Source organism: Massilia sp. YIM B02443 (assembly GCF_030411955.1).
In the GTDB taxonomy this organism is placed as follows: Bacteria; Pseudomonadota; Gammaproteobacteria; order Burkholderiales; family Burkholderiaceae_D; genus Telluria.
This window is the reverse complement of the sequence record NZ_JASNRA010000011.1, coordinates 134,714-155,221: the sequence shown is the minus strand read 5'-3', so window position 1 is coordinate 155,221 and position 20,508 is coordinate 134,714. Positions and strand designations below refer to the sequence as shown.

At 68.6% G+C, this 20,508-nt stretch carries 17 protein-coding genes; 2 read left to right on the top strand and 15 right to left on the bottom strand.

Annotated features, from left to right (window positions below; translation table 11 throughout):
• Nucleotides 1–3: 3 nt before the first annotated feature.
• Genes QPK27_RS13450 through QPK27_RS13430 form a run of 5 tightly spaced genes read right to left on the bottom strand, consistent with a single transcriptional unit; the run spans nt 4 to nt 4,171 of the window.
• Complete coding sequence (locus QPK27_RS13450) at nt 4–837, bottom strand: hydrolase 1, exosortase A system-associated (RefSeq protein ID WP_290418752.1); 834 nt, start codon at nt 835–837, stop codon at nt 4–6.
• On the bottom strand, nt 830–1,678 hold the full coding sequence (locus QPK27_RS13445) for a hydrolase 2, exosortase A system-associated (RefSeq protein ID WP_290418751.1): 849 nt from the start codon (nt 1,676–1,678) through the stop codon (nt 830–832). Before QPK27_RS13445 ends, QPK27_RS13450 begins: the two co-directional genes overlap by 8 nt.
• On the bottom strand, nt 1,675–1,923 hold the full coding sequence (locus tag QPK27_RS13440; protein ID WP_290418750.1) for an acyl carrier protein: 249 nt from the start codon (nt 1,921–1,923) through the stop codon (nt 1,675–1,677). The genes QPK27_RS13445 and QPK27_RS13440 overlap by 4 nt, the downstream gene beginning before the upstream one ends.
• Nucleotides 1,924–1,925: 2 nt before the next feature.
• The gene (locus QPK27_RS13435; protein WP_290418749.1) at nt 1,926–2,981 is read right to left on the bottom strand and encodes a GNAT family N-acetyltransferase; all 1,056 of its coding nucleotides are present in this window, start codon (nt 2,979–2,981) and stop codon (nt 1,926–1,928) included.
• Nucleotides 2,978–4,171, bottom strand: a complete 1,194-nt coding sequence (locus QPK27_RS13430; protein ID WP_290418748.1) for a DegT/DnrJ/EryC1/StrS family aminotransferase — start codon at nt 4,169–4,171, stop codon at nt 2,978–2,980. Before QPK27_RS13430 ends, QPK27_RS13435 begins: the two co-directional genes overlap by 4 nt.
• Before the next feature lie 147 nt (nt 4,172–4,318).
• On the opposite strand from QPK27_RS13430, the gene QPK27_RS13425 reads away from it, so the two are divergent.
• Nucleotides 4,319–5,905, top strand: a complete 1,587-nt coding sequence (locus QPK27_RS13425; protein WP_290418747.1) for an acyl-CoA ligase (AMP-forming), exosortase A system-associated — start codon at nt 4,319–4,321, stop codon at nt 5,903–5,905.
• Nucleotides 5,902–7,137, top strand: a complete 1,236-nt coding sequence (locus tag QPK27_RS13420; protein ID WP_290418746.1) for a pyridoxal-dependent decarboxylase, exosortase A system-associated — start codon at nt 5,902–5,904, stop codon at nt 7,135–7,137. The genes QPK27_RS13425 and QPK27_RS13420 overlap by 4 nt, the downstream gene beginning before the upstream one ends.
• 8 nt (nt 7,138–7,145) lie before the next feature.
• On the opposite strand, the gene QPK27_RS13415 is transcribed toward QPK27_RS13420, so the two are convergent.
• The 10 genes from QPK27_RS13415 to QPK27_RS13370 form a co-directional block, all read right to left on the bottom strand.
• On the bottom strand, nt 7,146–8,153 hold the full coding sequence (locus tag QPK27_RS13415; protein ID WP_290418745.1) for a glycosyltransferase family 2 protein: 1,008 nt from the start codon (nt 8,151–8,153) through the stop codon (nt 7,146–7,148).
• Between the two features lie 4 nt (nt 8,154–8,157).
• A complete protein-coding gene (locus QPK27_RS13410) occupies nt 8,158–9,339 on the bottom strand; it encodes a glycosyltransferase family 4 protein (RefSeq protein ID WP_290418744.1) in 1,182 nt (393 codons plus the stop codon).
• 26 nt (nt 9,340–9,365) lie between these two features.
• On the bottom strand, nt 9,366–10,811 hold the full coding sequence (locus QPK27_RS13405) for an oligosaccharide flippase family protein (RefSeq protein ID WP_290418743.1): 1,446 nt from the start codon (nt 10,809–10,811) through the stop codon (nt 9,366–9,368).
• Nucleotides 10,811–11,797, bottom strand: a complete 987-nt coding sequence (locus tag QPK27_RS13400) for a polysaccharide deacetylase family protein (RefSeq protein WP_290418742.1) — start codon at nt 11,795–11,797, stop codon at nt 10,811–10,813. The genes QPK27_RS13405 and QPK27_RS13400 overlap by 1 nt, the downstream gene beginning before the upstream one ends.
• Nucleotides 11,794–13,197, bottom strand: a complete 1,404-nt coding sequence (locus QPK27_RS13395; protein WP_290418741.1) for a putative O-glycosylation ligase, exosortase A system-associated — start codon at nt 13,195–13,197, stop codon at nt 11,794–11,796. Before QPK27_RS13395 ends, QPK27_RS13400 begins: the two co-directional genes overlap by 4 nt.
• A 169-nt stretch (nt 13,198–13,366) precedes the next feature.
• Nucleotides 13,367–14,590, bottom strand: a complete 1,224-nt coding sequence (locus QPK27_RS13390) for a TIGR04063 family PEP-CTERM/XrtA system glycosyltransferase (protein ID WP_290418740.1) — start codon at nt 14,588–14,590, stop codon at nt 13,367–13,369.
• 28 nt (nt 14,591–14,618) lie between these two features.
• Nucleotides 14,619–16,544 (bottom strand): XrtA/PEP-CTERM system amidotransferase, encoded by a 1,926-nt coding sequence (locus QPK27_RS13385; protein ID WP_290418739.1) that lies wholly within the window; start codon nt 16,542–16,544, stop codon nt 14,619–14,621.
• Nucleotides 16,532–17,716 (bottom strand): TIGR03088 family PEP-CTERM/XrtA system glycosyltransferase, encoded by a 1,185-nt coding sequence (locus QPK27_RS13380; protein WP_290418738.1) that lies wholly within the window; start codon nt 17,714–17,716, stop codon nt 16,532–16,534. The genes QPK27_RS13385 and QPK27_RS13380 overlap by 13 nt, the downstream gene beginning before the upstream one ends.
• A gap of 2 nt (nt 17,717–17,718) precedes the next feature.
• Nucleotides 17,719–19,323, bottom strand: coding sequence for an exosortase A (gene xrtA, locus QPK27_RS13375; protein WP_290418737.1), 1,605 nt, complete (start codon nt 19,321–19,323; stop codon nt 17,719–17,721).
• On the bottom strand, nt 19,317–20,507 hold the full coding sequence (locus QPK27_RS13370) for a TIGR03087 family PEP-CTERM/XrtA system glycosyltransferase (RefSeq protein ID WP_290418736.1): 1,191 nt from the start codon (nt 20,505–20,507) through the stop codon (nt 19,317–19,319). Before QPK27_RS13370 ends, xrtA begins: the two co-directional genes overlap by 7 nt.
• Nucleotide 20,508 lies beyond the last annotated feature (1 nt).

Sequence of the window (20,508 nt, the reverse complement as noted above, 5' to 3'; positions counted from 1 at the left end):
GCTTCACCATGCGCGCATCCAGTCGCGCGTCCACTCGGTCAGGCTGTCGTGCCACGGACGGCGCGAGAAGGTGTGGTCGGCCCCGGCCAGGTCGCGCCGGGTCACGCGCGGGCGCGCCAGCAGGCGCCGCCACCCGCGCGAGCCGGCGGCCACGCCGGCGAATTCCTGGGCCGTGAGGTCGGCCCCGCTCAGCACCAGCAGCACGGCGCCGTCGAAGCGCTGCAGGCGCGCGTACATGCGTGCGGGCAGGGCATCGTCGTCGCTCTTGGCGAACATCGACACCAAGTTGTTCCAGGCCGAGCGCAGGGCGGGCTTGAGGCGGAACTCGCCGCGCGCGATCTTGCGCCACAGGCTGCCCTGCAGCAGGCGGCCGGTGTAGTAGTGGCTGACCGTGGCGCGCGCGGCGCCGGCCTCGGTGCGCACCCAGGGATTCACGAGCGCCAGGCCGGCCACGCGCGCATCGTTCGGCGCGTACAGGGCGGCGGCGGTGGCGCCGTCGCACAGGCCGAACAGGGCGACTTCGCGCAATTGCGGCTGCTGGACAAAAAAGGCGTCGATGGCGGCGCGCAGGTCGGCCTCCACCGTCTCGAAGTCGCGCTGCGCGCCCTCGCTGTCGCCCATGCCGCGGTAATCGAAGCGCAGCGCCGGAATGCCGGCGTCGGCCAGGCTGCGTGCCAGCAGTGTGAACTGGCGGTGGCTGCCGGCGCGGTATTGCGGACCGCCGACCACGATCACCACGCCGCGCGTGGCGGGTTGCTGCGCCGTCGCCGGCAGGCTCAGGATGCCGACAAGGCGCTCGTCGCCGCAGGCGAAGGTGAAGGCGCGTTCTTCATGCATGGCAGGGCTCCGGGGCGGACAGTGCGGCCAGGGTGGCGTCGATCAGGGCCGGGCAGACGGCGACTTCCTGGGTATTCCAGAATGGCTCGCCCGCAACCTGTTGCAGGCCGACCGCGACGCCGGCGGCGCGCCAGGCCTCGGCCACGCGCAGGCTGGCGGGCGCGAGTCCACGTTCGGGTGACGATGTCACGTCGATCCAGTGCACCGGGCAGTGTGGAACCAGGGCGGCGCCGTCGACGGCTTCCATGCCCAACGCCAGCGCCGGCGCCAGCATGTAGCCGGCCACTTCCAGCGTCGCGCCGCCCGATAGCGCGGCGCGCAGGGCGGCGGTGCCGCCCGACTTTTCCGCGTTGCCGAGCATGTCGCCGGCCACGCGCAGGCGCAGGAACTGGGTCAGGTGGGTGGCGCCGCCCAGCACCGGTTGCCACAGCAGCAGCGCGGCGATGGCCGGATCGCGCCGCGCATGCGCCAGCGCCAGCAGGGCGCCCAGGCGCAGGCCCCACAGCGTGACCGGCACGCCGCAGCGCGCGCGCAGCCAGTCCACCGCATGGGCGACGTCGCCCAGCCAGCCGTCCCACGTCGCATCGGCGAAGTCGCCGCTGCTGTCGCCGCAGCCGTGCAGGTCGAGCTGCAGAACCGCCACGCCATCCGCCGCCAGCGCGCGCGCCTGCAGCGCGGCCATGCGGCGCGCCCGGTTCATCTCTTCGGCGAACGGATGCAGGTACAGCACGGCCGCGCGGCAGGGCCCGGCCGGCGCGTGGAACAGGGCGAAGCGGGCGCCATCGGGCCGCGCCAGGAACAGCGGCTCGGCCGGTGGGAGTTCGCCCGCTGCCATGGTCATTGCGCCTGCTTGTCCGCGACGAAGGCGCTCAGGCTGCCCAGGGTGGCGAAGGTGCTGGCGCTGATGTCGTCGTCGTCGACCATGATGCCGAAGCGTTCTTCCAGCGCGGCGATGACGCTCACCACCGCCATCGAATCGAGTTCGGGCAGGGCGCCCAGCAGCGGGGAATCGGGACCGAGCGAGGCGCCGGCGTCGCCCAGGTTGAGCACGTCGACCAGGACGGCTTTGACTTCTTCGAGTTGCATGTTCACTCCATGGTTGGTTGCGACCGCGGGCCCGCCTTGTCTTTTGCAGCGCGGCGGCGCCCCAGCGCGTGCAGGTGCTGCAGCAGCGGCCAGCGGTAATAATTGAGATGGTATAGACAGCGCACCTCGTCCGTCCAGCGCCGGTGCCATTCCATCACGCGGCCGTAGAACTCGATGCGCCGCAGGCGTCCTTCGTCGAACAGGGCGCGGCATTCTTCCTCGCGCATCAGCAGCGCCGGCGAATAGTGCGCCGGCACGCTTTCATCGTACGCCGTCTTCAGCACCACGATGCAGTCGCTGCTCTCGACGCACAGGTCCATCGCCACCACCTGATCGTCGAAGCGGTAGCGATACACCTTCGCCGCGCCGCGCCGTGCGAATGCTTCCAGCAGCAGCGTGTAGAAGCGCGCCTGGGCGTCGCCGGCACGCACGGCGGTGGCGTCTCGGCCCTTCCAGCCGCCGCTTTCCAGCGCAGCGTAGTCGTTCACCGCCGCCGCCATGTCCTGCGGCGCGGTGAGCGTTTCGCAATGGGTGGCGATACCTTCGCGTTCCAGGCGCGCGCGCTGCTTCTTCAGGTTGGAACGCAGGTTCTTGCCGCGCGCCGCCCAATAGGCGTCGAAGGCGCCGTCCATGGTGATGCGCGCGGTGTCGATGTAGTCCAGCGTCTGCAGACACGGGCCATCGGCGGGACGCGGATCGAGCATCGGATCGAGCTGGCTGATCCCGGCCAGCAGCGCGCAGCCGGGCAGGTCGCGCACCAGAGCCGCCATCAAGGCCGGCAAGGCGACGCCGGGACGCGCCAGCCACAGGCCGACCGGCGCCTGGGCCGGCTGGAAGCTGCGCCAGGCGCCGCCACCGCTGCGTTCGAGCAGCGCCATCGCCATCGTCGCGCCATCCTGTTCGCAGCAGGCCAGCTGCGCGCCGTCGCCGAACGCCGCCAGCAGCGCGCGCACGAAATCGGCGTGCAGCAGCGGCGAGGCCGGGCCGGCCCCATGCAGCGCGCTCCACGCGTCGGCGAAGTCGCCGAAGCGCGCAGCGGGATGGAAGCGCCACTTCATGTCGGAACCACCGCCGAGCGCACGCGCTCGATGATCCAGTCCAGCTCCGCCTCGCTGAGCTCCTGGTGGCAGGGCAGCGCCATCACCCGTTCCGAGAAGGCGGCGCCGTGCGGACACAGGGCGGCGTCGACCTGCGGCGCCAGCGGACGGCCGAAGCGCACCACCGGCACGCCTTGCGCCACCAGCTGTGCGAACACCGGTTCGGGATGGTCGAACAGCAGCGGGAACTGCCACGGGCAGGCGCCGCCAGGGAGCGCCGGATACAGCGGCCGGCAACCGGGCAGCTGGTTCAGTGCCTGTTCCAGGCGCAGGTAGTTGGCGCGGCGGCGGGAAACGATGCGCTGGCGCGAGGCCAGGCGCAGCACCAGGCGCGAGAACAGCGACGAGCGCCGCTCCAGCCACCACGGATCGAAGTCGAAGCCGCTGTCGGACGAATCAGGCGTCAGCGCGCGCGCCTGCTGCGGGCGCCGTGCCTTGGCCGCGTTCCACAGCGCGTCTTTCAGCGCCAGCGCCGGACGCAGCGCCGCACGCAGCAGCGGCAGGCGGCCATGGCGAAAGCTGGTTTCCAGCGTGGCCAGCATCGCCTTGCCTTCGAAGCCGGCGCCGGCGCCGCGCAAGACCACGCCATCGAGCGCATGGCGCTGCGACGCCAGGCAGCCGCCTTCGTAGAGCGGGAAAAACTTCATGCTGCTGCCGATCGCGTAGTCGCCCGTGACGCCGATCGCGCGGCCGTCGCGTTGTCCGAAGAAGGCATGCGCGCAATCCTCGATCAGGGCCAGGCCGTGGGCGTCGCAAAAGGCGCGCGCCGGCGCCAGGTCTTGCACGAAGCCGTAGTAGTGCACCACCACCAGCGCCTTGACCGTGGCATCGAGCAGTTCGCGCGCGTGCTCCAGGTCGGGCGCGGTGTCTTGTCCGATGCGGTAGAAGCGCGCGGATGCGCCGCGGTCCTGCACCGGTCCCAGCATCGACAGGCTGTGCCAGGACGGGATCAACACCGTGTCGCCATTCTCGACCCCGGCGCAGCGCAGCGCCAGACCCAGGGCCACCCGGCCGCTGGTGACCAGGCGCGTATGCGCCAGGTCGGTCAGCGCCGGCAACGACGATCCGGCGCCGCTGCGCGGGCCGAAGGCGGCGCGCGACAGCACTGGCGCGATCGGCGCGCGGACGGCGGGAGAGGGACGGTGGAGCATGGCGACTAGTATAAAGCTTGCAACGAATTTCGTCGCGGTGCAACATGGCGCGTGCGGGCATGCCTGCGCCCCAAGCTGGTAAGATCGCGCCTTGGCCGACGGCGCATGGCGCCGGGCCCTGATCTGGTGGAACCCTGGATTGATTCGATGAGCGAGCTGCTTCAAGACTTCATATTCGACACGGCGCGCAAGACGCCCGACGCCGAAGCGCTGGTGTATGGCGCCGAGCGCCTTAACTACCGTGCGCTGGCGCAGTCCGTGCGCGCCGCCGCCGCCGCATTCGCCGCGGCCGGCGTGGGGCGCGGCGAGCGCATCGCCGTCTATCTGGAAAAGCGCATCGAGACCGTCAGCGCGCTGTTCGGCGCGGCCGCCGCCGGCGCCGTGTTCGTGCCGGTCAATCCGCTGCTCAAGCCCGAGCAGGTGGCCTATATCCTGGCCGACTGCAATGTGCGCATCCTGGTCACCTCGCCCGAACGCCTGCGCCAGCTGGAGCCGGCGCTGGCCGCCTGCCCGGACCTGCGCACCGTGTTCGTCACCGGCGCCGATGCCGGTGCGGGCGGCGCATTGCCGGTGCTGGCCTGGGATACCGCGTTGGCGACGCATGCCGACGCCGCAGAACCGGCAGCGCGCCGCATCGACCAGGACGTCGCCGCCATCCTGTACACCTCGGGCAGCACCGGCCGTCCGAAAGGCGTGGTGCTCTCGCACCGCAATATGGCGGCCGGCGCGCGCAGCGTGGCCGGCTACCTGGCGATCGCGCCAGGCGACCGCCTGCTGGCGGTGCTGCCGCTCAGCTTCGACTATGGCCTGAGCCAGTTGACCTGCGCGTTTCTCTGCGGCGCGAGCGCCGTGCTGCTGAATCACCTGTTCGCGCGCGATGTCGTGAAAGCCGTGGTCGACGAGCGCATCACCGGCCTGGCCGCCGTGCCGCCGTTGTGGAGCCAGCTGGCGCGGCTGGACTGGAGCGCCGCGACCTCGCTGCGCTATCTCACCAATTCGGGCGGGGCACTGCCGCGCGCCACGGTCGACGCGCTGCGCGAACGCCTGCCGCACGCCGAGCTGTTCCTGATGTACGGCCTGACCGAAGCCTTCCGCTCGACCTACCTGCCGCCCGCCGAACTGGCGCGCCGCCCGGACTCGATGGGGCGCGCGATCCCGAACGCCGAGGTGATGGTGGTGCGCCCGGACGGCAGCCGCTGCGCGCCGCACGAGCCGGGCGAACTGGTGCACCGCGGCGCGCTGGTGGCGCTGGGCTACTGGAACGATCCCGTGAAGACCGCCGAGCGTTTTCGCCCGGCACCTAGCCAGGACCCGGCGTTGCCGCTGCCCGAGATGGCGGTGTGGTCGGGCGACACCGTGCGCGCCGACGAAGAAGGCTATCTGTACTTCATCGGTCGCAGCGACGAGATGATCAAGGTGTCCGGCTACCGCGTCAGCCCGACCGAGATCGAGGAAGTCGTCAGCGCCACCGGCCTGGTCGAAGAGGCGGCGTGCTTCGGCGTGCCGCATCCGGAACTGGGCCAAGCGGTGGTGCTGGTCGTCGCCGGTGACGGCGCGGTCGTGCCGGCGCTGCTGGCCGAATGCAAGCGCCGCCTGCCGGCTTATATGGTGCCGCTGCACGTGGCGCTGCACCCCGGCCAGCTGCCGCGCAACCCGAACGGCAAGATCGACCGCAAGGCGCTGCAGTCCGGTTTCCTTACCCTGTTCGATCCATCCGCAAAAACGTCATCATGAGCATCGCCAAGCCGGTCCACGCGGACCAGATCCATTTCGCCGTCGACGGCGCCGAGCTGCTGGTGGGCGGCCTGCCCCTGAGCCGCCTGGCCGAGCGCGTCGGCAGCACCCCGTTCTATGCCTATGACCGCGCCCTGCTCGATGCGCGCGTGGCCTCCCTGCGCGAGGCGCTGCCGTCCGCGCTGCGCCTGCACTACTCGGTGAAGGCCAACCCGATGCCGGCCGTGGTGCGCCACATGACCGGGCTGGTGGACGGCATCGACGTCGCCTCCGGCGGCGAACTGCGGGTGGCGCTCGACGCCGGCCAGGCGCCCGACGCGATCAGCTTCGCGGGACCGGGCAAGAGCGAGGCGGAGCTGATGCAGTCGGTGGCGGCCGGGATCAACATCCACGTCGAGTCGCGCCGCGAGATCGATGCCGTGGCACGCTGCGGCGATCGCCTCGGCGTGCGCCCGCGCGTCACGGTGCGCATCAACCCGCCGTTCGAGCTGAAGGCGTCCGGCATGCGCATGGGCGGCGGCGCCAAGCCGTTCGGCATCGACAGCGAGCAGGTGCCCGAGCACCTGGCGCACATCGCCGCGCTGGGCCTGGACTTCCATGGTTTCCACATCTTCAGCGGCTCGCAAAGCCTGAAGGCGGACGCCATCGTCGAATGCCAGGCGCGCAGCGTCGAACTGGCGCTGGAATTGAGCCAGCACGCGCCCAGCGCGCCACGCTTGCTGAATATTGGCGGCGGCTTCGGCATCCCGTACTTCCCGGGCGAGGCGCGCCTCGACCTGGCGCCGATCGCCGAAGGACTGGAACGCTTGCTGGAACAGGTCAAGAGCGCATTGCCGCAGGCGGCGCTGGCGATCGAACTGGGACGCTACCTGGTGGGCGAGGCCGGCATCTACGTGGCGCGCGTGGTCGACCGCAAGGTCTCGCGCGGCCAGACCTTTCTGATTACCGATGGCGGCATGCACCACCACCTGGCCGCGTCGGGCAACCTGGGCCAGGTGATCCGCAAGAATTATCCGCTGGCCGTGGGCAACCGCATGGATGCGGCCCCTGGCGCGCCGGCCACCGTTACCGGCCCTCTGTGCACCCCGCTCGACATCCTGGGCGAAAACGTGGCGCTGCCCGACGCGCAGGAAGGCGACCTGGTGGTGGTGTTCCAGTCGGGCGCGTATGGCCTGAGCGCCAGCCCGACCGGCTTCCTGGGCCACCCGGCGCCGCGCGAAGTGCTGGTGTAATCCGGGCTTCAGCGCGCCTGTGTCAGGCGCCACAGCCAGTGGCGTAGCGGCGCAGGCATCCCCAGGATCAGCACTTTCAGGCGGAAGCGCAGGTCGGTCGGAGGCCGGCGCAGCTTGGACAGCATCTCTTCGGCTACCGCGAATTTGGCGGTCTCGAAGGCGCCGTTGAAGGCACGCAGGCGGCGCGCCTCGATGCTGGTGCGGATCTGGTCGCGGAAATCCGCCGCGCCCGGATGATGCTCGAGCGCATGCTCCAGGATGTGCGCGGTGCCGCGCTCCGAGCGCACCGAATCCTTCGACTGGTTCGAGTCGTGCTTCCTGATCTTCACCAGCGGCAGCGCGGTCATCGCGACCTTGCCGGCGCCGATCGCGCGCAGCGTGAATTCCCAGTCCTCGCCGCCGATGTCGTTGAAGCGGACATCGAAGCCGCCAATACGGTCGAACAGGACGCGGCTGACGATCGCGCCCGAAATGAACAGCGGCTGGTATTGTACGGTGCGGCCGTACAGTCCCGGGATGTCATGCAGGTAGTCGCCCTCGCGCTTCGCGCCGTCGAAGTAGCCCTGCGGCGCGCCGGCGAACTTGTCGCGCTGGATGCCGGTATCGTTGAAGGTGACGAAGTTGCTGTAGAAGGCGTCGTAGTCGGGATGGGCGCGGAACCAGTCGGCTGCGCATTGCAGGAAACCCGGCTCGAGCAGGTCGTCCGAATCGCACAGCGCCAGAAAATTACCCGTGGCCAGCGCCGCTCCGGCGTTGCGCGCCGCCTGCACGCCGCCGCGCGCGCGCTTGATCACCCGGATCGCCGCGCCGTAGCGCGCCAGCACCGTGTCCGTGTCGTCGGTGGAGCCGTCGTCGACGACGATGATCTCGTGGAACGGTTCGGTTTGCGCCAGCGCGCTGTCGATCGTCTCGGCGATCAGCGCGCCGCGGTTGTAGGACGGGATGATCAGGCTGATCTTCACCGTCATCGTGTGCGCGCGGCTTTCCTGCGCCTGCATCGTGGTGGTGGTAGACATGGCGTTATTTGTCGAAGATGGAATGCAGCACCTTGCCGATCATGTCGGCATGGCTTTCGATGGAATAGCGGCGCGCCTTGTCGGCGGCATTGCCGCCCAGGCGCGCGCTGAAGTCGGGATCGGACAGCAGGCGCACGATCGCGGCCGCCAGGGCGGCCGGGTCACGAGGCGGCACCAGGAGGCCATCGAGCTCGTGCTCGATGACGTCGAGCGGCCCGCCTTCTTTCGACGCGATCGTCGGCCGGCCCATCGCCATCCCTTCCAGGAAGGTGCGGCCGAACGGCTCGGGCGTGGTCGAGGCATGCACCACCACGCTGCTCTCTGCCAGGATCGCAGGAATGTCCTGACGCGCGCCCAGCATGTGCACACGGCCACCCATCGCAGGCGCGGCAGCATCGCGTGCGATGGTTTCGGCATAGCGCTTGTCGCGTCCGTAGGCCGAGCCCACCAGCAGGATGTGCGCCTGGGGAATGCGGGCGAAGATGTGCGGTGCCGCAGCCAGCAGCACGTCCTGGCCTTTCCAATCGACCAGCCCGCCCACCAGGGTGACGAGCGGCTGGGTGGCGTCCAGGCCCAGTTCGGCGCGCAGTGCCCCGGGTGCGGGCTGCGCGCGCGGATGGAACACGCTCAGGTCCAGCCCTTCCGGCACCACCGTGCACTTGGCGGGCGGGAAGCCGAGCGCGAACAGTTCGTCCTTGACCGCATGCGACACCGCGATGCAGCGGTCGACCTTCCCCAGCACCCAACGGGTAGCACGTGTGTCGGCATGGAAGCCGCGCGCGTGCAGCACGGTCGGCAGCCCGGCCCAGCCGGCGGCGAGCGTGGCGGCCAGGTTGTTGGTGCAGTCGTTGTTCAGGTAGACCAGGTCGATACGGTCCTGCCTGAAGCGCGCGTAATACTTGAGCGCGTACGGCAGCAGGTTGGCCACGTTTTCCAGCGGCGACGCGAATTTCGACAGCAGCGCAGTACGGCGCAGCCAGGTCGGGTCGACGGTTCTCACCGGGGCCAGGTGACGCCAGGCGCCCAGGCGCGCCAGCTGGCGATACTGGTCGGTATCGAAGTTGGTATAGATGTGCGGGACGAACGGGGCCGCGATCTTTTCCAGGAAGGCTTCGAGCGAGATGATCGCGCCGCCATAGCCTGCGCCGTTCTCGCAGAACGCGATGTTGATGGAGCGTGGTGTCATGTCAATGTTGTCAGCAGGCCCGGCCGTCATCCGCGCATCCGCACGACGACCCAGTCCCGGGCTTGATAAAGATGGTCCCTGGCCGGGTGGCCGGTCCACAGGATGGCGGCCAGCCAGCCGGCCAGCGCGCCGGCGCCGCCGAGCGTCACTTCGAGCCAGGCATGGCGCCCCGGGTCGAGCGAGAGCATCATGACGGCCGGCGCGATGGTGCTGGCGAGCGTGACCAGGAAGCTCTTCCACGCGGCCCGCATCACATCCATGAAGCCGACCGCCGTCACCGCATGCAGCCGGCGCGAGGTGACCGCCACGGTGTAGCATTCGACCAGCACCAGCGCCCACGCGATCGCGACCAGGCCGAACGGGCTGGCCGCCAGCACCGCCAGCACCCGCACCGGCTGGGTCAGCACCTGGCTGGCGGTGGCCTGTCCAACCTTGCCATGGGCGATCATGACGTCGCCGGCAAAGGTGGCCAGCACCGCCACCGCGCCCATCAGACACAGCACCTGCGCCACCGGCGCCGAAACGTCCCATTGCGGGCCGTACAGCACGCGGATGATCGGCAGCGACAGCAGGCCGACCACGGCGAAAAACGGCCAGGCGATCACGGTCAGGTAGGCGATCGCCATGCCGTAGGCCTGCCTGACGTCGCCTTCGTCACGGCGCAGCTGCGCGAAGAACGGCAGGATCACCGGGCCGACCGCTCCACTGATCAGGGCGCGGAACATCTGGATCATGCCGTTGGCGCGGCTGAAATAGCCCGACGCCGCCAGGTCGATCGCTTTGCCGATGATGACGTCCGGGCCGTTGGTGCCGAGCACGGTGGCGATGTTGCCCAGGCTGCTGACACTGCCGAACGAGAAGATCTCGCCGATATTCCTGAAACTGGGCATGAAAGGCGTGCCCCTGGTGCGCAGGATCATGGCGGTGACGCCGAAGCCCAGGATGCCGGCGAAGTTGGCCCACGCCAGGCTCAATGCGCCCAGGCCGAGCAGAGCCAGCGACACCGCCGTGATCACGTGGCAGATCGCGCTCGTGATGCGCACGACCAGCACCTTCTTGAACTCCATATGGCGCCGGAAGATCGAGGTCAACAGGCTGCCCAGCGGCGTGATGGCAAAGCTGGCCGACATCACGGTCAGGATGTCGGCCACGCGCGGCTCGTCGTAGAAGTCGGCCACGTAAGGCGCGGCGAACAGCAGGAAGAGCGCGATGGCCCAGGCCAGAATGATCGCCACGCCGTAGGCCGAGCGGATCCGGTCCGGAGTCAGTTCGTCGACCGAGATCAGGTATTTGCCGACGCCGAAATCGCGGAACACCTGCAGCAACGCCATCAGGAACGCGGCGACCGAATAGATGCCGATTTCCTCCGGCGTGATCAGGCGCGCCAGGAACATCACGCCGACGAACTGGATCGCCATCTCGGTGTACTGGGTGGCGAACGACAGGCCGAGCGACTTTTTCAGGTAGGCCATCAGATTCTCCCGCTCAGCCAGCGTAGCAGGCGCAGCCCGAACATCAGCGGGGTGGCGTCCCATGGACGGCTGCGCGGCAGCTGATAGCGGTGGTTGCCGCGGCTTATCGCGCCAACGGCGGTGGTGAAAGCGGCGTCGAAGCCGGCTTCCTGCGCCATGCGCGCGTGGCGGGCGTCGAAGTCCTTGCCCTCCTTGCCGTTGGGGTAGGCGAACAGGCGCACCGGTTTGCCCAGCAGCGCTTCCAGCGCCTGCTTGCCGCCGGCGATTTCGGCGCGCGCGCTGTCGTCGTCCAGGCTGGTGAGGATCGGGTGGGTCACCGTGTGGGCGCCGATCTCGACCCCGTTGCGGTCCAGATTCAGCAGCATCTCTTTGGTGAGCATCAGGTCGGTCGATACGGCGGGGCCGGCCAGTGCGCTCAGATGTTCGATCACGGCCTGGCGTCCGGCCGGCGGCATGTACTTGGTGCGCTCGGTCAGCTGGCCGATGCTGGTCATGCGGTCGGCCAGGCCGCGCAGCGGATACACGCCCAGGCCCAGCGCGCCCAGATCGAGCTCGCCGTCGGGCAGCGCCTGCACCGCCTCGATGATGCGGTCGTTCCACATATTGCCCTGGTCGACGTGGCCGCTGGTGACGAATACGGTGGCCGGCAGCTTGAATTCGCGCAGCACCGGCAGCGCCAGGTCGTGGATCGAGCGGTAGCCGTCGTCGAAGGTGATGCACACGGCGCGCGGCGGCACCCGGCCGGCGTCCAGCGCGGCCAGCGCATCGCGCAGCGGCAGCACGTTGAAGCTCTGGGCCAGCAGCGCCATCTGCCAGCGGAAGGTGGCCAGGTCGGGCTCCGGCGCCAGCAGCGGATCGTAGGTTTCCAGCACGCGGTGGTAGCTGATGACGCAGATGCGACCGGCCGCCGGGCCGCGCGCCAACGCGTCGCCGCCGCTGCGCAGCAGCTGGCGCACCAGGCGCGAATTGGTCGGTCGGGTCGTCATCGTTGTTGCAGCGCCAGTCGGTTGGGGCGTGCATTTGCCGCGACCGGCGTCGCCGCCGGCGCCGTCTTGCCCTCTTTGGCCAGTTTCGCCAGTTTCGCCAAGCGCGCCAGTTCGGCCGGCACCAGGCGGTACTCGATGATGATCACCAGCCCGAACAGCGTGAAGATCAGGTCGAAGTAGGCGAAACTGAGCGCCGCGCCGCCCACCGCGAAGGCGAAGATGCTCAGCTGGATCATGGTCGAGACGGTGGACAGCCAGCGCGCGCCGCCGGCACGCCGGATGGTGCGGGCGGCTCTGCCGGCCTTGCTCCAGCTGAAGTACAGGCAGCCCAGGTACAGCGCCAGGCCGACGAAGCCTTGGTCGCCCAGCACCTGGAAGTAGATGCTGTGCGCGGCGCGCGCGAACGTGGTCTGGGGCAGCGCATCGCCGGTGTAGAACCATGGATAGCGGAAGAAGTCGCGCGCCAGGTCCTGGGCCACCGAGAAGTTCTCGATTGCCTTGAAGCCGCCGCCGAAGAACGGATTGTCCATGGCCAGGATGAAGCTCAGCTTCCACACCACCACCCGGCCCATGAACGAGGCGTCCTCGTTGGCGGTCTCGATGGTGTCGATGCGCGAGGTCCAGTCGTCCGACACGAAGTTGGCCAGCACCGCGACCAGGATGATGGCCAGGATCGACAGCAGGATCTTGCGGTCGCTCTTGATGAACAGATAGCCGGCCAGGGTCAGCATGGCGATGAAGCCGCCGCGCGACTGGGTGCCGATCACGGCGAACACCAGCATGCACATCACGCCGATCAGGCCCAGCTGCAGGATACGCGCGCGCTGGCCGTACTCGCCCAATAGATACATGCAGATTGGCAGGGTCATCACGAAGGCCACCGCCAGTTCGTTGCGGTCACCCAGTACGTGGCCGTACATGCCGGAGATCATGTGGTGACCGCCGCTGGCGATGAACTTGAGCGCTTCCAGTGTGCCGTAGAAGCCGACCGACAGCACCACACCCCACAGCAGCACGTCCAGGTGCAGCTTCTTCTCGACGATCAGCACCACGAACACGAATAATGCGATCACCTTCAGGAAGCGGTTCCAGAAGACCCAGGCCACTTCGGGACGGCCAATCGTCACCATGGTGCTGAGCGTCGTCCAGGCAAAGAACATCAGTACCAGCATGCCCAGCATTCCCATGTGCACCTTGGGCTTGTGCTTGTAGACCAGGTAACCGACGATGGTAATACCGGCGATCAGGAGGTTGTAGCGGATGTGCCCGGCCGGGCCGTAGACCCAGCCGTTGGGGAAAAACAGCGCGGTCCACGGCCACATGCCGAGCGCGATGAAGGGACGCTTGGCCATTGCGTATATCAGGAATGGCAGCACTGCCAGCAGGAACAGGTCGCGCATCGTTCAGTCCTGCTTTCCGTCGTCGTCGGTGATCGGCTTCTTGTCTTCGCGCAGTGCCCAGAGACACAGGTAAGCGACGGCGACCAGGTCGAGGGCCCAGAGTATCGATTCCATTATTGATTCCGCAATCCGGCAGCTGCCGCGGGCGCAGCGCTGATAGTCGTGATGTTCATGCAGCCTGCTTGGCGCCCTTGCCGGTGATGCGGCCATAGATGGCCGGGTAGCGTCCGACGCTGACCGGCCAGTTGCGCTCGGTTTCGACGTAGCGGCGGCCGTTGGCGCGCAGCGCCGGCCAGCTGTCCTGCGCTTCCAGCAGGGCGCCGACCTTGTCCGCCAGCGAGGCCGGATCGTCGGCCTTGAACAGCACGCCGGTCTTGCCGTCCTCGATCAGTTCCAGGTGGCCGCCGACGTCGGATGCGGCCAGGATGCGGCCCTGGGCCATCGCTTCCAGCGGCTTCAATGGCGTGACCAGGTCGGTCAGGCGCATCGACAGGCGCGGGTAGACCAGCACGTCGAGCAGGTCGTAATATTTCTGCACTTCGTCGTGCGGCACGCGGCCGGTGAACACCACCTTGTCCTCGATCTTCAGGTCCTTGGCCAGCTGGCGCAGCTGGGCGTCCTGCGGGCCGCCGCCGACCAGCAGCACGCGCAGGTCGGGAATGCGCGCGCTGAGTGCCGGCACCGCGCGCAGCAGGATGTCCAGGCCCTCATAGGCATAGAACGAGCCGATGAAGCCGATCAGGCGCGCGCCCTGCAGGCCGAGTTTTTCCTTGAGCGCCAGGTCGGCGCTGCCGCCGACCGAGAACTTGTCGATGTCGACCGCATTCGGGATCACGGTGACCTTGTCGGCCGCGATGCCGCGCGCCACGATGTCGCGGCGCAATCCTTCGCAGATGGTGGTGACGGCGTCGGCGCGCTTCAGGGCCCAGGTCTCGAGCGCGCGCGTGGCGCGGTAGCGCAGGCCATTCTCGCTGCTGGTGCCGTGGTCGACGGCGGCGTCTTCCCAGAACGCGCGCACCTCGTACACCACCGGAATGCCGAAGCGCTTGCCGGCGCGCAGGGCGGCCACCGCGTTCAGGCTCGGAGAATGGGCGTGCAGCACGTCGGGTTTCACCAGCGGGATGATCTCGGCCAGGCGTTTCGTCAGGCCGTCGATGACTTCCTTCTGGTTCAGCACTGGCAGCTTGGCCAGCGCGCCGGTCGAGGTCGGGGTGCGGTAGAAGTGCAGGCCGTCCACGGTTTCTTCGAGCTGCTGTCCCGAGTGCTGCTTGGAGCCGGTGACGTGGAAGGTCTCCCAGCCGAGCGCGCGCTGTTCGCGCAGGATCGAGCGGGTGCGGAAGGTGTAGCCGCTGTGCAGCGGGATCGAGTGGTCGAGGACGTGAAGGACGCGCATGGTGTGCTTTCGAAACTGTGTACTATTGTCAGGCCGCTTCGGCCATCGGCGCCGGGCTGGTGGCGGCGCCGTTCTTGCGCAGGAAGGCGTCGAACATCAGCACCGACCACAGCGTCACCGCGTGGTCCTTGGTGCCGGCCAGGTGCTCGTCGACGATCTGCTGCAGGTAATTCGCATTGAAGATGCCGGTGTCGAGCAGCACCGGATTGAGCACGGCGCGGCGCATGCTGTCGGCCAGCGGACCGCGCAGCCACGCCGAGAGGGGAATCGAGAAGCCCATCTTCTTGCGGTACAGGATGTCTTCGGACAGATATGGCTCCAGCGCCTTTTTGAACACGTGCTTGCCTTCGCCGTTGCGCAGCTTGCTCGATGACGGCAGGCCCGAGACCCATTCCACGAACTGGTGGTCCAGCAGGGGGACGCGCACTTCGAGCGCGTGCGCCATGCTGGCGCGGTCGACCTTGGTCAGGATGTCGCCCGGCAGGTAGGTCTTCATGTCCAGGTACTGGATCAGGGACAGCGGATCGTCGGTCGGGGCATTGGCCGCATAGCCGCGCATGACTTCGACCGCGCGGTAGCCCTGCAGGCGCTGCTGGAAGCCGGACGAGAACAGCTGCTTGCGCACGCGGTCGTTGTTGACCGACACGCCATGGAAGTAGCCCTCGGTCAGGTCGCGCGCCAGTGCTTCGAAGGTGGTCTTGGCGCGGAACATCTGCGGCGCCCAGTCGGCCTTCGGATAGACCTTGCCCAGCACGCCGAATACGGGTTTGCGCAGTGCCAGCGGCAGCATCGAGCGCACGCGCTGCTCGCCCATCGTCATGCGGTGGCGGCGGTAGCCTGCAAAATTCTCGTCGCCGCCGTCGCCCGACAGCGCCACCGTCACGCGCTTGCGCGCCAATTGGCACACGCGGTAGGTCGGGATCGCCGAGCTGTCGGCATACGGCTCGTCGTACAGCGCGGCCAGGGTGTCGATCAGGCCGTAGTCGTCCTTGTCGACCGTTTCGGCCTGGTGATTGGTCTTGTAACGCTCGGCGACCTGGCGCGCGTATTCGGATTCGTCGAAGGCCGGGTCATTGAAGGCGATGGCGCAGGTGTTGACCGGCTTGTCGGACACGCCGGCCATCATCGCCACCACCGCGCTGGAATCGACGCCGCCCGACAGGAAGGCGCCCAGCGGCACGTCCGAGATCAGGTGGCTCTGCACCGCTTCGCGCAGGCGAACGATCAGTTCCTCTTCCATTTCGCGCTCGCTCATCGGCGCGTGCGCGGTGAACGGCACGTCCCAGAACTGCTTCGACTGAGGAACTGGCTGGCCGACACGCAGGGTCAGGGTGTGGCCGGGCAGCAGCTTCTTGGCTGACGTGAAGATGGTGCGCGGCTCCGGCACGTAGCCGTAGGCGAAGTAGTCCTCCACCGCCAGCGGATCGATCTCGCGCTTCAGGTTCGGCAGGCACAGGAGCGACTTGAGTTCCGAGCCGAAGGCGAACAGGCCGTCGTCCAGCAGCGCGTAGTGCATCGGCTTGATACCGAGGCGGTCGCGCGCCAGGAACAGGGTTTTATTCGGACGGTCCCAGATCGCGAACGCGAACATGCCGCGCAGGTGCTGCACGCAAGCCTCGCCCCACTGCTCGTAGGCGTGGACGATGGTCTCGCTGTCCGACGGAGTGCGGAACACGTGGCCCAGGCCCTGCAGCTCGGCGCGCAGTTCGCGGAAGTTGTAGATCTCGCCGTTGAACACCAGCGCCAGCGTCTCGTCCTCGTTGAACAGCGGCTGCAGGCCGGCTTCCAGGGCGATGATCGACAGGCGCCGGTGTCCGAAGCCGAGGCCCGGTTCGAGGTGCAGGTCGCCCTCGACCGGTCCGCGGTGGAACTGGCTCTCGTTCATGCGATTGAGCAGCTCGGGCGAGATCGGGCGGCTGCCCAGGGTGTCAAACAATCCGGTTATTCCGCACATGGTGTGATCGCTTTATGAGATTTGATCTTGGACCGACGCAAATCGTCGTACAGGGATAGATAAGCGTCGAGCATGGCGCGCATGCTGTAGCGGCGCTCGACGTGGGCGCGCCCGGCGGCGCCGTGGCTGCGCGCCAGCGCACGGTCGCGCACATAGCCGGCCAAGGCATCGGCCAGCGCCTGCGGGTTCGATGGCGGCACCAGCTTGCCCATGGCGCCATCCTGGACCAGGTCCGGGATGCCGCCGACCGCGGTGGAGACGATCGGCAGGCTGCTCGACATCGCTTCGAGCATGGTCACCGGCGTGCCCTCGGCGATCGAGGACAGCGCGAACAGCGAGAAGCCGCGCATCGCCGGCGCCACGTCGGCGCGCGCGCCGGCCAGCAGCGCGCTGCCGCCAAGGCCGGCGGCGTCGATGCGTTCTTGCAGTTTGCCGCGCAGCGGGCCGTCGCCGACCAGCACCAGGCGCAGCTTCTCGCCCGGCAGCATGGCGCGCAGCAGGGCGAAGGCGTCGATCAGGGTCGCCTGGTCCTTCACGTCCTGCAGGCGGCCGACGCTGCCGATGACGAAGGTGTCCGGATCGTCCGACCAGCTCTCCGCGGCCAGGCCGGACTGGAAGCGTTCGGTGTCGACGCCGTTGTCGATCACCTGCAGGCGCTGCGGGGCGATGCCGACCACGTTCTGCAGCCAGTCGCGCAGGTCGCGCGAGACCGGCACGATGCGGTCGATGCAGGGCGATACCCAGCGCCGCAGCAGGTTGTGCTTGCGGTTCAGGCCCTGCGGGTCGCCGGCGTCGCGTCCGTGCTCGGCGTGCACGCGCACCGGCACGCCGGCCGCCATTGCGGTGACGGCGTACTCGTTGCAGCCCAGGTTATAGGTGTGCAGGATGCTTGGCCGCAGGCGGCGCAGCAGGCGCCACAGGGTGGCGTGGGTGCCGAGCGCCTGGCCGGGCGGCTTGTGCAGCGCGAACAGCTCCACGCCCGGGCGCGTGATGCGCTGGGCGAAATCGGTGTAGTCGGTCAGGCACACGATCGCATGGCGGTAACGCTCGGCCGGCATGCGGTTGATGGTGTCGACCAGCAGCGTTTCCAGGCCGCCGATGTCGAGCCGGTAGATCAGGTGCACCACCAGCGGTGGCAGCGCCGGGGACGTGGAGTGGATAACCGCGGCCATGCTCAACGTTCCCGCGTGGTGGCCAGGGCCGCGTCGAGCGCGCCGAAGTGCTGCTGGAAGAAGGCCTGCAGGGTGGCGCGCGCCGCCTGCGGGTCGTCGGTGTAGGGCGCGGCCAGCACCACCAGCGCGCCGTCGTCGCCGCGGAACCGCAGGCGCGCCTGCGCCTGGCGCAGCTTGCCGGCCACGTTGCTGGTCAGGTAGTCGCCGTCGATCCAGGTCAGCTGCCATACCAGCAGCTTCTGCTGCGGTCCGAGCAGCACGGTCTCGCGCAGCGGGACCGTGCGCGTGCCCGATTGTTCGCGGCGCACTTCGCTCGACACCACGTGGAACGGGTCCTTGTCGCCGGTCAGGCGGTTGACGGAGCTGATCAGGCCCTTCTGCTTGTCCTGGTTGCGGTAGTACAGCACTTCCAGGCGCAGCGGACGGTCCGAACCGGCCGCGCGGAAGGTGCGCGCCAGGCGCATGTCCGGTTCCATGTAGCGCACCTGCCAGTCGGGGAAGCCGCCGGTCTGCTCCCAGCCGATGCCTGGCGCCGCCAGGTCGACCGGCTTCGGATTGTGGTTGGCGCGGTCGTTGAAGGTGGCGAAGGCCGGCCACACGGCGGCGATCGCGATCACGGCGCAGGCCATCGGCGCGATGCGCTTGAGGCCCGGCGTCTCGGATTGGATGGACGCTGCGCCGGACGCCTGCATGCGGGTGCGCGCCGCGTTGGCGCTGGCGGGCGCCGCCGGCGCTTCGTCCTGGCGCCAGTAGCTGCCGATCCAGAACATGATGAACATGATCAGGCCGAAGAACAGCCAGCCGTACACCAGGTGGTCGACGCCGGTGGCGTGTTGCATGCTGCTGAAGTGGCCGATCATCACGATCATGTAGGCGCGCAGGCCGTTGGCCACGATCGGCACCACGATCGACAGCGCGATGAACACGGCGCGCCGGGTGGTGCTGGTGTAGGTCAGGTAGGCGTACAGGCTGCCCAGCGTGATCGAGGAAATCAGGTAGCGGATGCCGCTGCAGGCTTCCACCACCGACCAGGAACCGGTCGGCAGGTCGAAGCGGGTGCCGTTGCGCAGCACCGGGATGCCGGTGGCCTGCACCGCCCACACGGTGAAGTCGGCGGTCAGGTGGATCAGCGGCTCGACGAAGACTTCGCCGAACGGCACCGCAAACAGGAGGAACAGCAAGGGAAACGCGAAGGCGCCGGCCAGGCGCGGACCCAGCAGGGCCAGCGCCGCCACCGGGAACATGGCAACGAAGGCGTACTGCATCACCACCTGCACGCCGCCCATGCGGCCGGCCAGCCAGCCGGCGCCGAGCAGCGCCAGCAGCAGCAGCGCCGGCCCGTACGGACGCGCCGGGATGCGCTCGAACTGCTCGCGCCGGCGCCAGATCAGCCACAGGCTGATCGGCAGGATGATATAGCCGTGGGCGAAGGTGTCGGAGCTGTTCCAGATGTCCACCATCGACTTCGCGGTGCCGAAGTACAGCGCAAACGGCGCCAGCAGCGCCAGCACGATCAGGGCGATCGCCGGGGTACCGGCGCGCGCCAGCGGAACGGCGGCGGTGGCGGAAGGGGACAGCGCGGCGCTGCGCGATTCGGTCATCAGCATTCGAGGCGCTCCCCGATGCAGGCCAGGTTGCTCGGCCAGCTGTAGTGGTTTTCGACCCTGGCGCGTGCGGCCAGGCCCATGGCGTTGTCCTGGCGTTCGAGCAGCATGGCCACCGCATCGGCAAACGCCGCGCCGTCTTCGGCCAGCAGCAGTTCGCGGCCCGGTTCGGCGCGGATGCCTTCCAGCGCCTGCGGCGAGACCACCGTCGGCGTCGCCATCGCCATCGCTTCCAGCACCTTGTTCTGGATGCCGCGCGCGATGCGCAGCGGCGCCACCGCGGCGCGCGCATGCGCAATGTACGGGCGCACGTCAGGGACGGTGCCGGTCACGGTCACGCCCGCGATCTTGCCCAGTTCCTGCACCGCGGGGGCGGGACGGGCGCCGACGATGTAGAACGCCAGTTTCGGGTAACGCGCGCGCAGGATCGGCAGCGCCTCGGCCGCGAACCACTGCACCGCGTCGACGTTCGGCCAGTAATCCATGGCGCCGGTGAACACGATCGCCTGCTCGCCGGCGGCGTAGGGGCTGGCGTAGTCGGCGTGCGGGGTGAAGTAATCGGTGTCGACGCCGTTGTTGAAGTAGCCGATGCGGGCGTCGCTCTCTGGCGCCAGTTCGCGGAACAGCGCCGCCTCGGGCTCGGACACGAACAGCGAGGCGTCGTAGTCGCGCGCCACGCGGCGCTCATACGCCAGCAGCTGGCGCGCCTCGTGGCGGTACAGCCAGCTCATCGGCCATGGCTTCTTGTCGGCGTACTGGCGCCATTTGTCGGAATCGACGTCGCAGAAGTCGACCACGCGCCGCGCCTGCGGGTACTTGTCGGCGTACTGCGCCATCGCCGACGAGAACACCAGCACGCGCTTGATATTGTGCGCGGCCACGGTCTGGTCGACCCAGCGCCCAAGACTGGCGTCGCGGTAATAGTCGAGCGAGAGCGAACGGTTGGCCGCCAGCGCGCCCAGGCTGCGCACCCGCGCCAGGGTCGGGTTCAGGCTGGCGAAATGGCTGCTGGCGCACAGCTTTTCCACGGTCGGCACGTGCTGCCAGTCGTCGGCGTCGTCCACAAAAGTGGCCAGGTGCACCCGGTAGTCGCGCGCCAGGTGCTTGAGCAGGTGGTACGAGCGGATCTTGTCGCCCTTGTTGGGCGGGAACGGGATGCGGTGGATCAGCAGCAGCAAGTCTTCCACG

What these genes read in the sequence shown, in the direction of transcription:
- QPK27_RS13450 (WP_290418752.1), bottom strand. Translation starts at nt 837, where the DNA reads ATGCATGAAGAACGCGCCTTCACCTTCGCCTGCGGCGACGAGCGCCTT.
- QPK27_RS13445 (WP_290418751.1), bottom strand. Translation starts at nt 1,678, where the DNA reads ATGACCATGGCAGCGGGCGAACTCCCACCGGCCGAGCCGCTGTTCCTG.
- QPK27_RS13440 (WP_290418750.1), bottom strand. Translation starts at nt 1,923, where the DNA reads ATGCAACTCGAAGAAGTCAAAGCCGTCCTGGTCGACGTGCTCAACCTG.
- QPK27_RS13435 (WP_290418749.1), bottom strand. Translation starts at nt 2,981, where the DNA reads ATGAAGTGGCGCTTCCATCCCGCTGCGCGCTTCGGCGACTTCGCCGAC.
- QPK27_RS13430 (WP_290418748.1), bottom strand. Translation starts at nt 4,171, where the DNA reads ATGCTCCACCGTCCCTCTCCCGCCGTCCGCGCGCCGATCGCGCCAGTG.
- QPK27_RS13425 (WP_290418747.1), top strand. Translation starts at nt 4,319, where the DNA reads ATGAGCGAGCTGCTTCAAGACTTCATATTCGACACGGCGCGCAAGACG.
- QPK27_RS13420 (WP_290418746.1), top strand. Translation starts at nt 5,902, where the DNA reads ATGAGCATCGCCAAGCCGGTCCACGCGGACCAGATCCATTTCGCCGTC.
- QPK27_RS13415 (WP_290418745.1), bottom strand. Translation starts at nt 8,153, where the DNA reads ATGTCTACCACCACCACGATGCAGGCGCAGGAAAGCCGCGCGCACACG.
- QPK27_RS13410 (WP_290418744.1), bottom strand. Translation starts at nt 9,339, where the DNA reads ATGACACCACGCTCCATCAACATCGCGTTCTGCGAGAACGGCGCAGGC.
- QPK27_RS13405 (WP_290418743.1), bottom strand. Translation starts at nt 10,811, where the DNA reads ATGGCCTACCTGAAAAAGTCGCTCGGCCTGTCGTTCGCCACCCAGTAC.
- QPK27_RS13400 (WP_290418742.1), bottom strand. Translation starts at nt 11,797, where the DNA reads ATGACGACCCGACCGACCAATTCGCGCCTGGTGCGCCAGCTGCTGCGC.
- QPK27_RS13395 (WP_290418741.1), bottom strand. Translation starts at nt 13,197, where the DNA reads ATGCGCGACCTGTTCCTGCTGGCAGTGCTGCCATTCCTGATATACGCA.
- QPK27_RS13390 (WP_290418740.1), bottom strand. Translation starts at nt 14,590, where the DNA reads ATGCGCGTCCTTCACGTCCTCGACCACTCGATCCCGCTGCACAGCGGC.
- QPK27_RS13385 (WP_290418739.1), bottom strand. Translation starts at nt 16,544, where the DNA reads ATGTGCGGAATAACCGGATTGTTTGACACCCTGGGCAGCCGCCCGATC.
- QPK27_RS13380 (WP_290418738.1), bottom strand. Translation starts at nt 17,716, where the DNA reads ATGGCCGCGGTTATCCACTCCACGTCCCCGGCGCTGCCACCGCTGGTG.
- xrtA (WP_290418737.1), bottom strand. Translation starts at nt 19,323, where the DNA reads ATGCTGATGACCGAATCGCGCAGCGCCGCGCTGTCCCCTTCCGCCACC.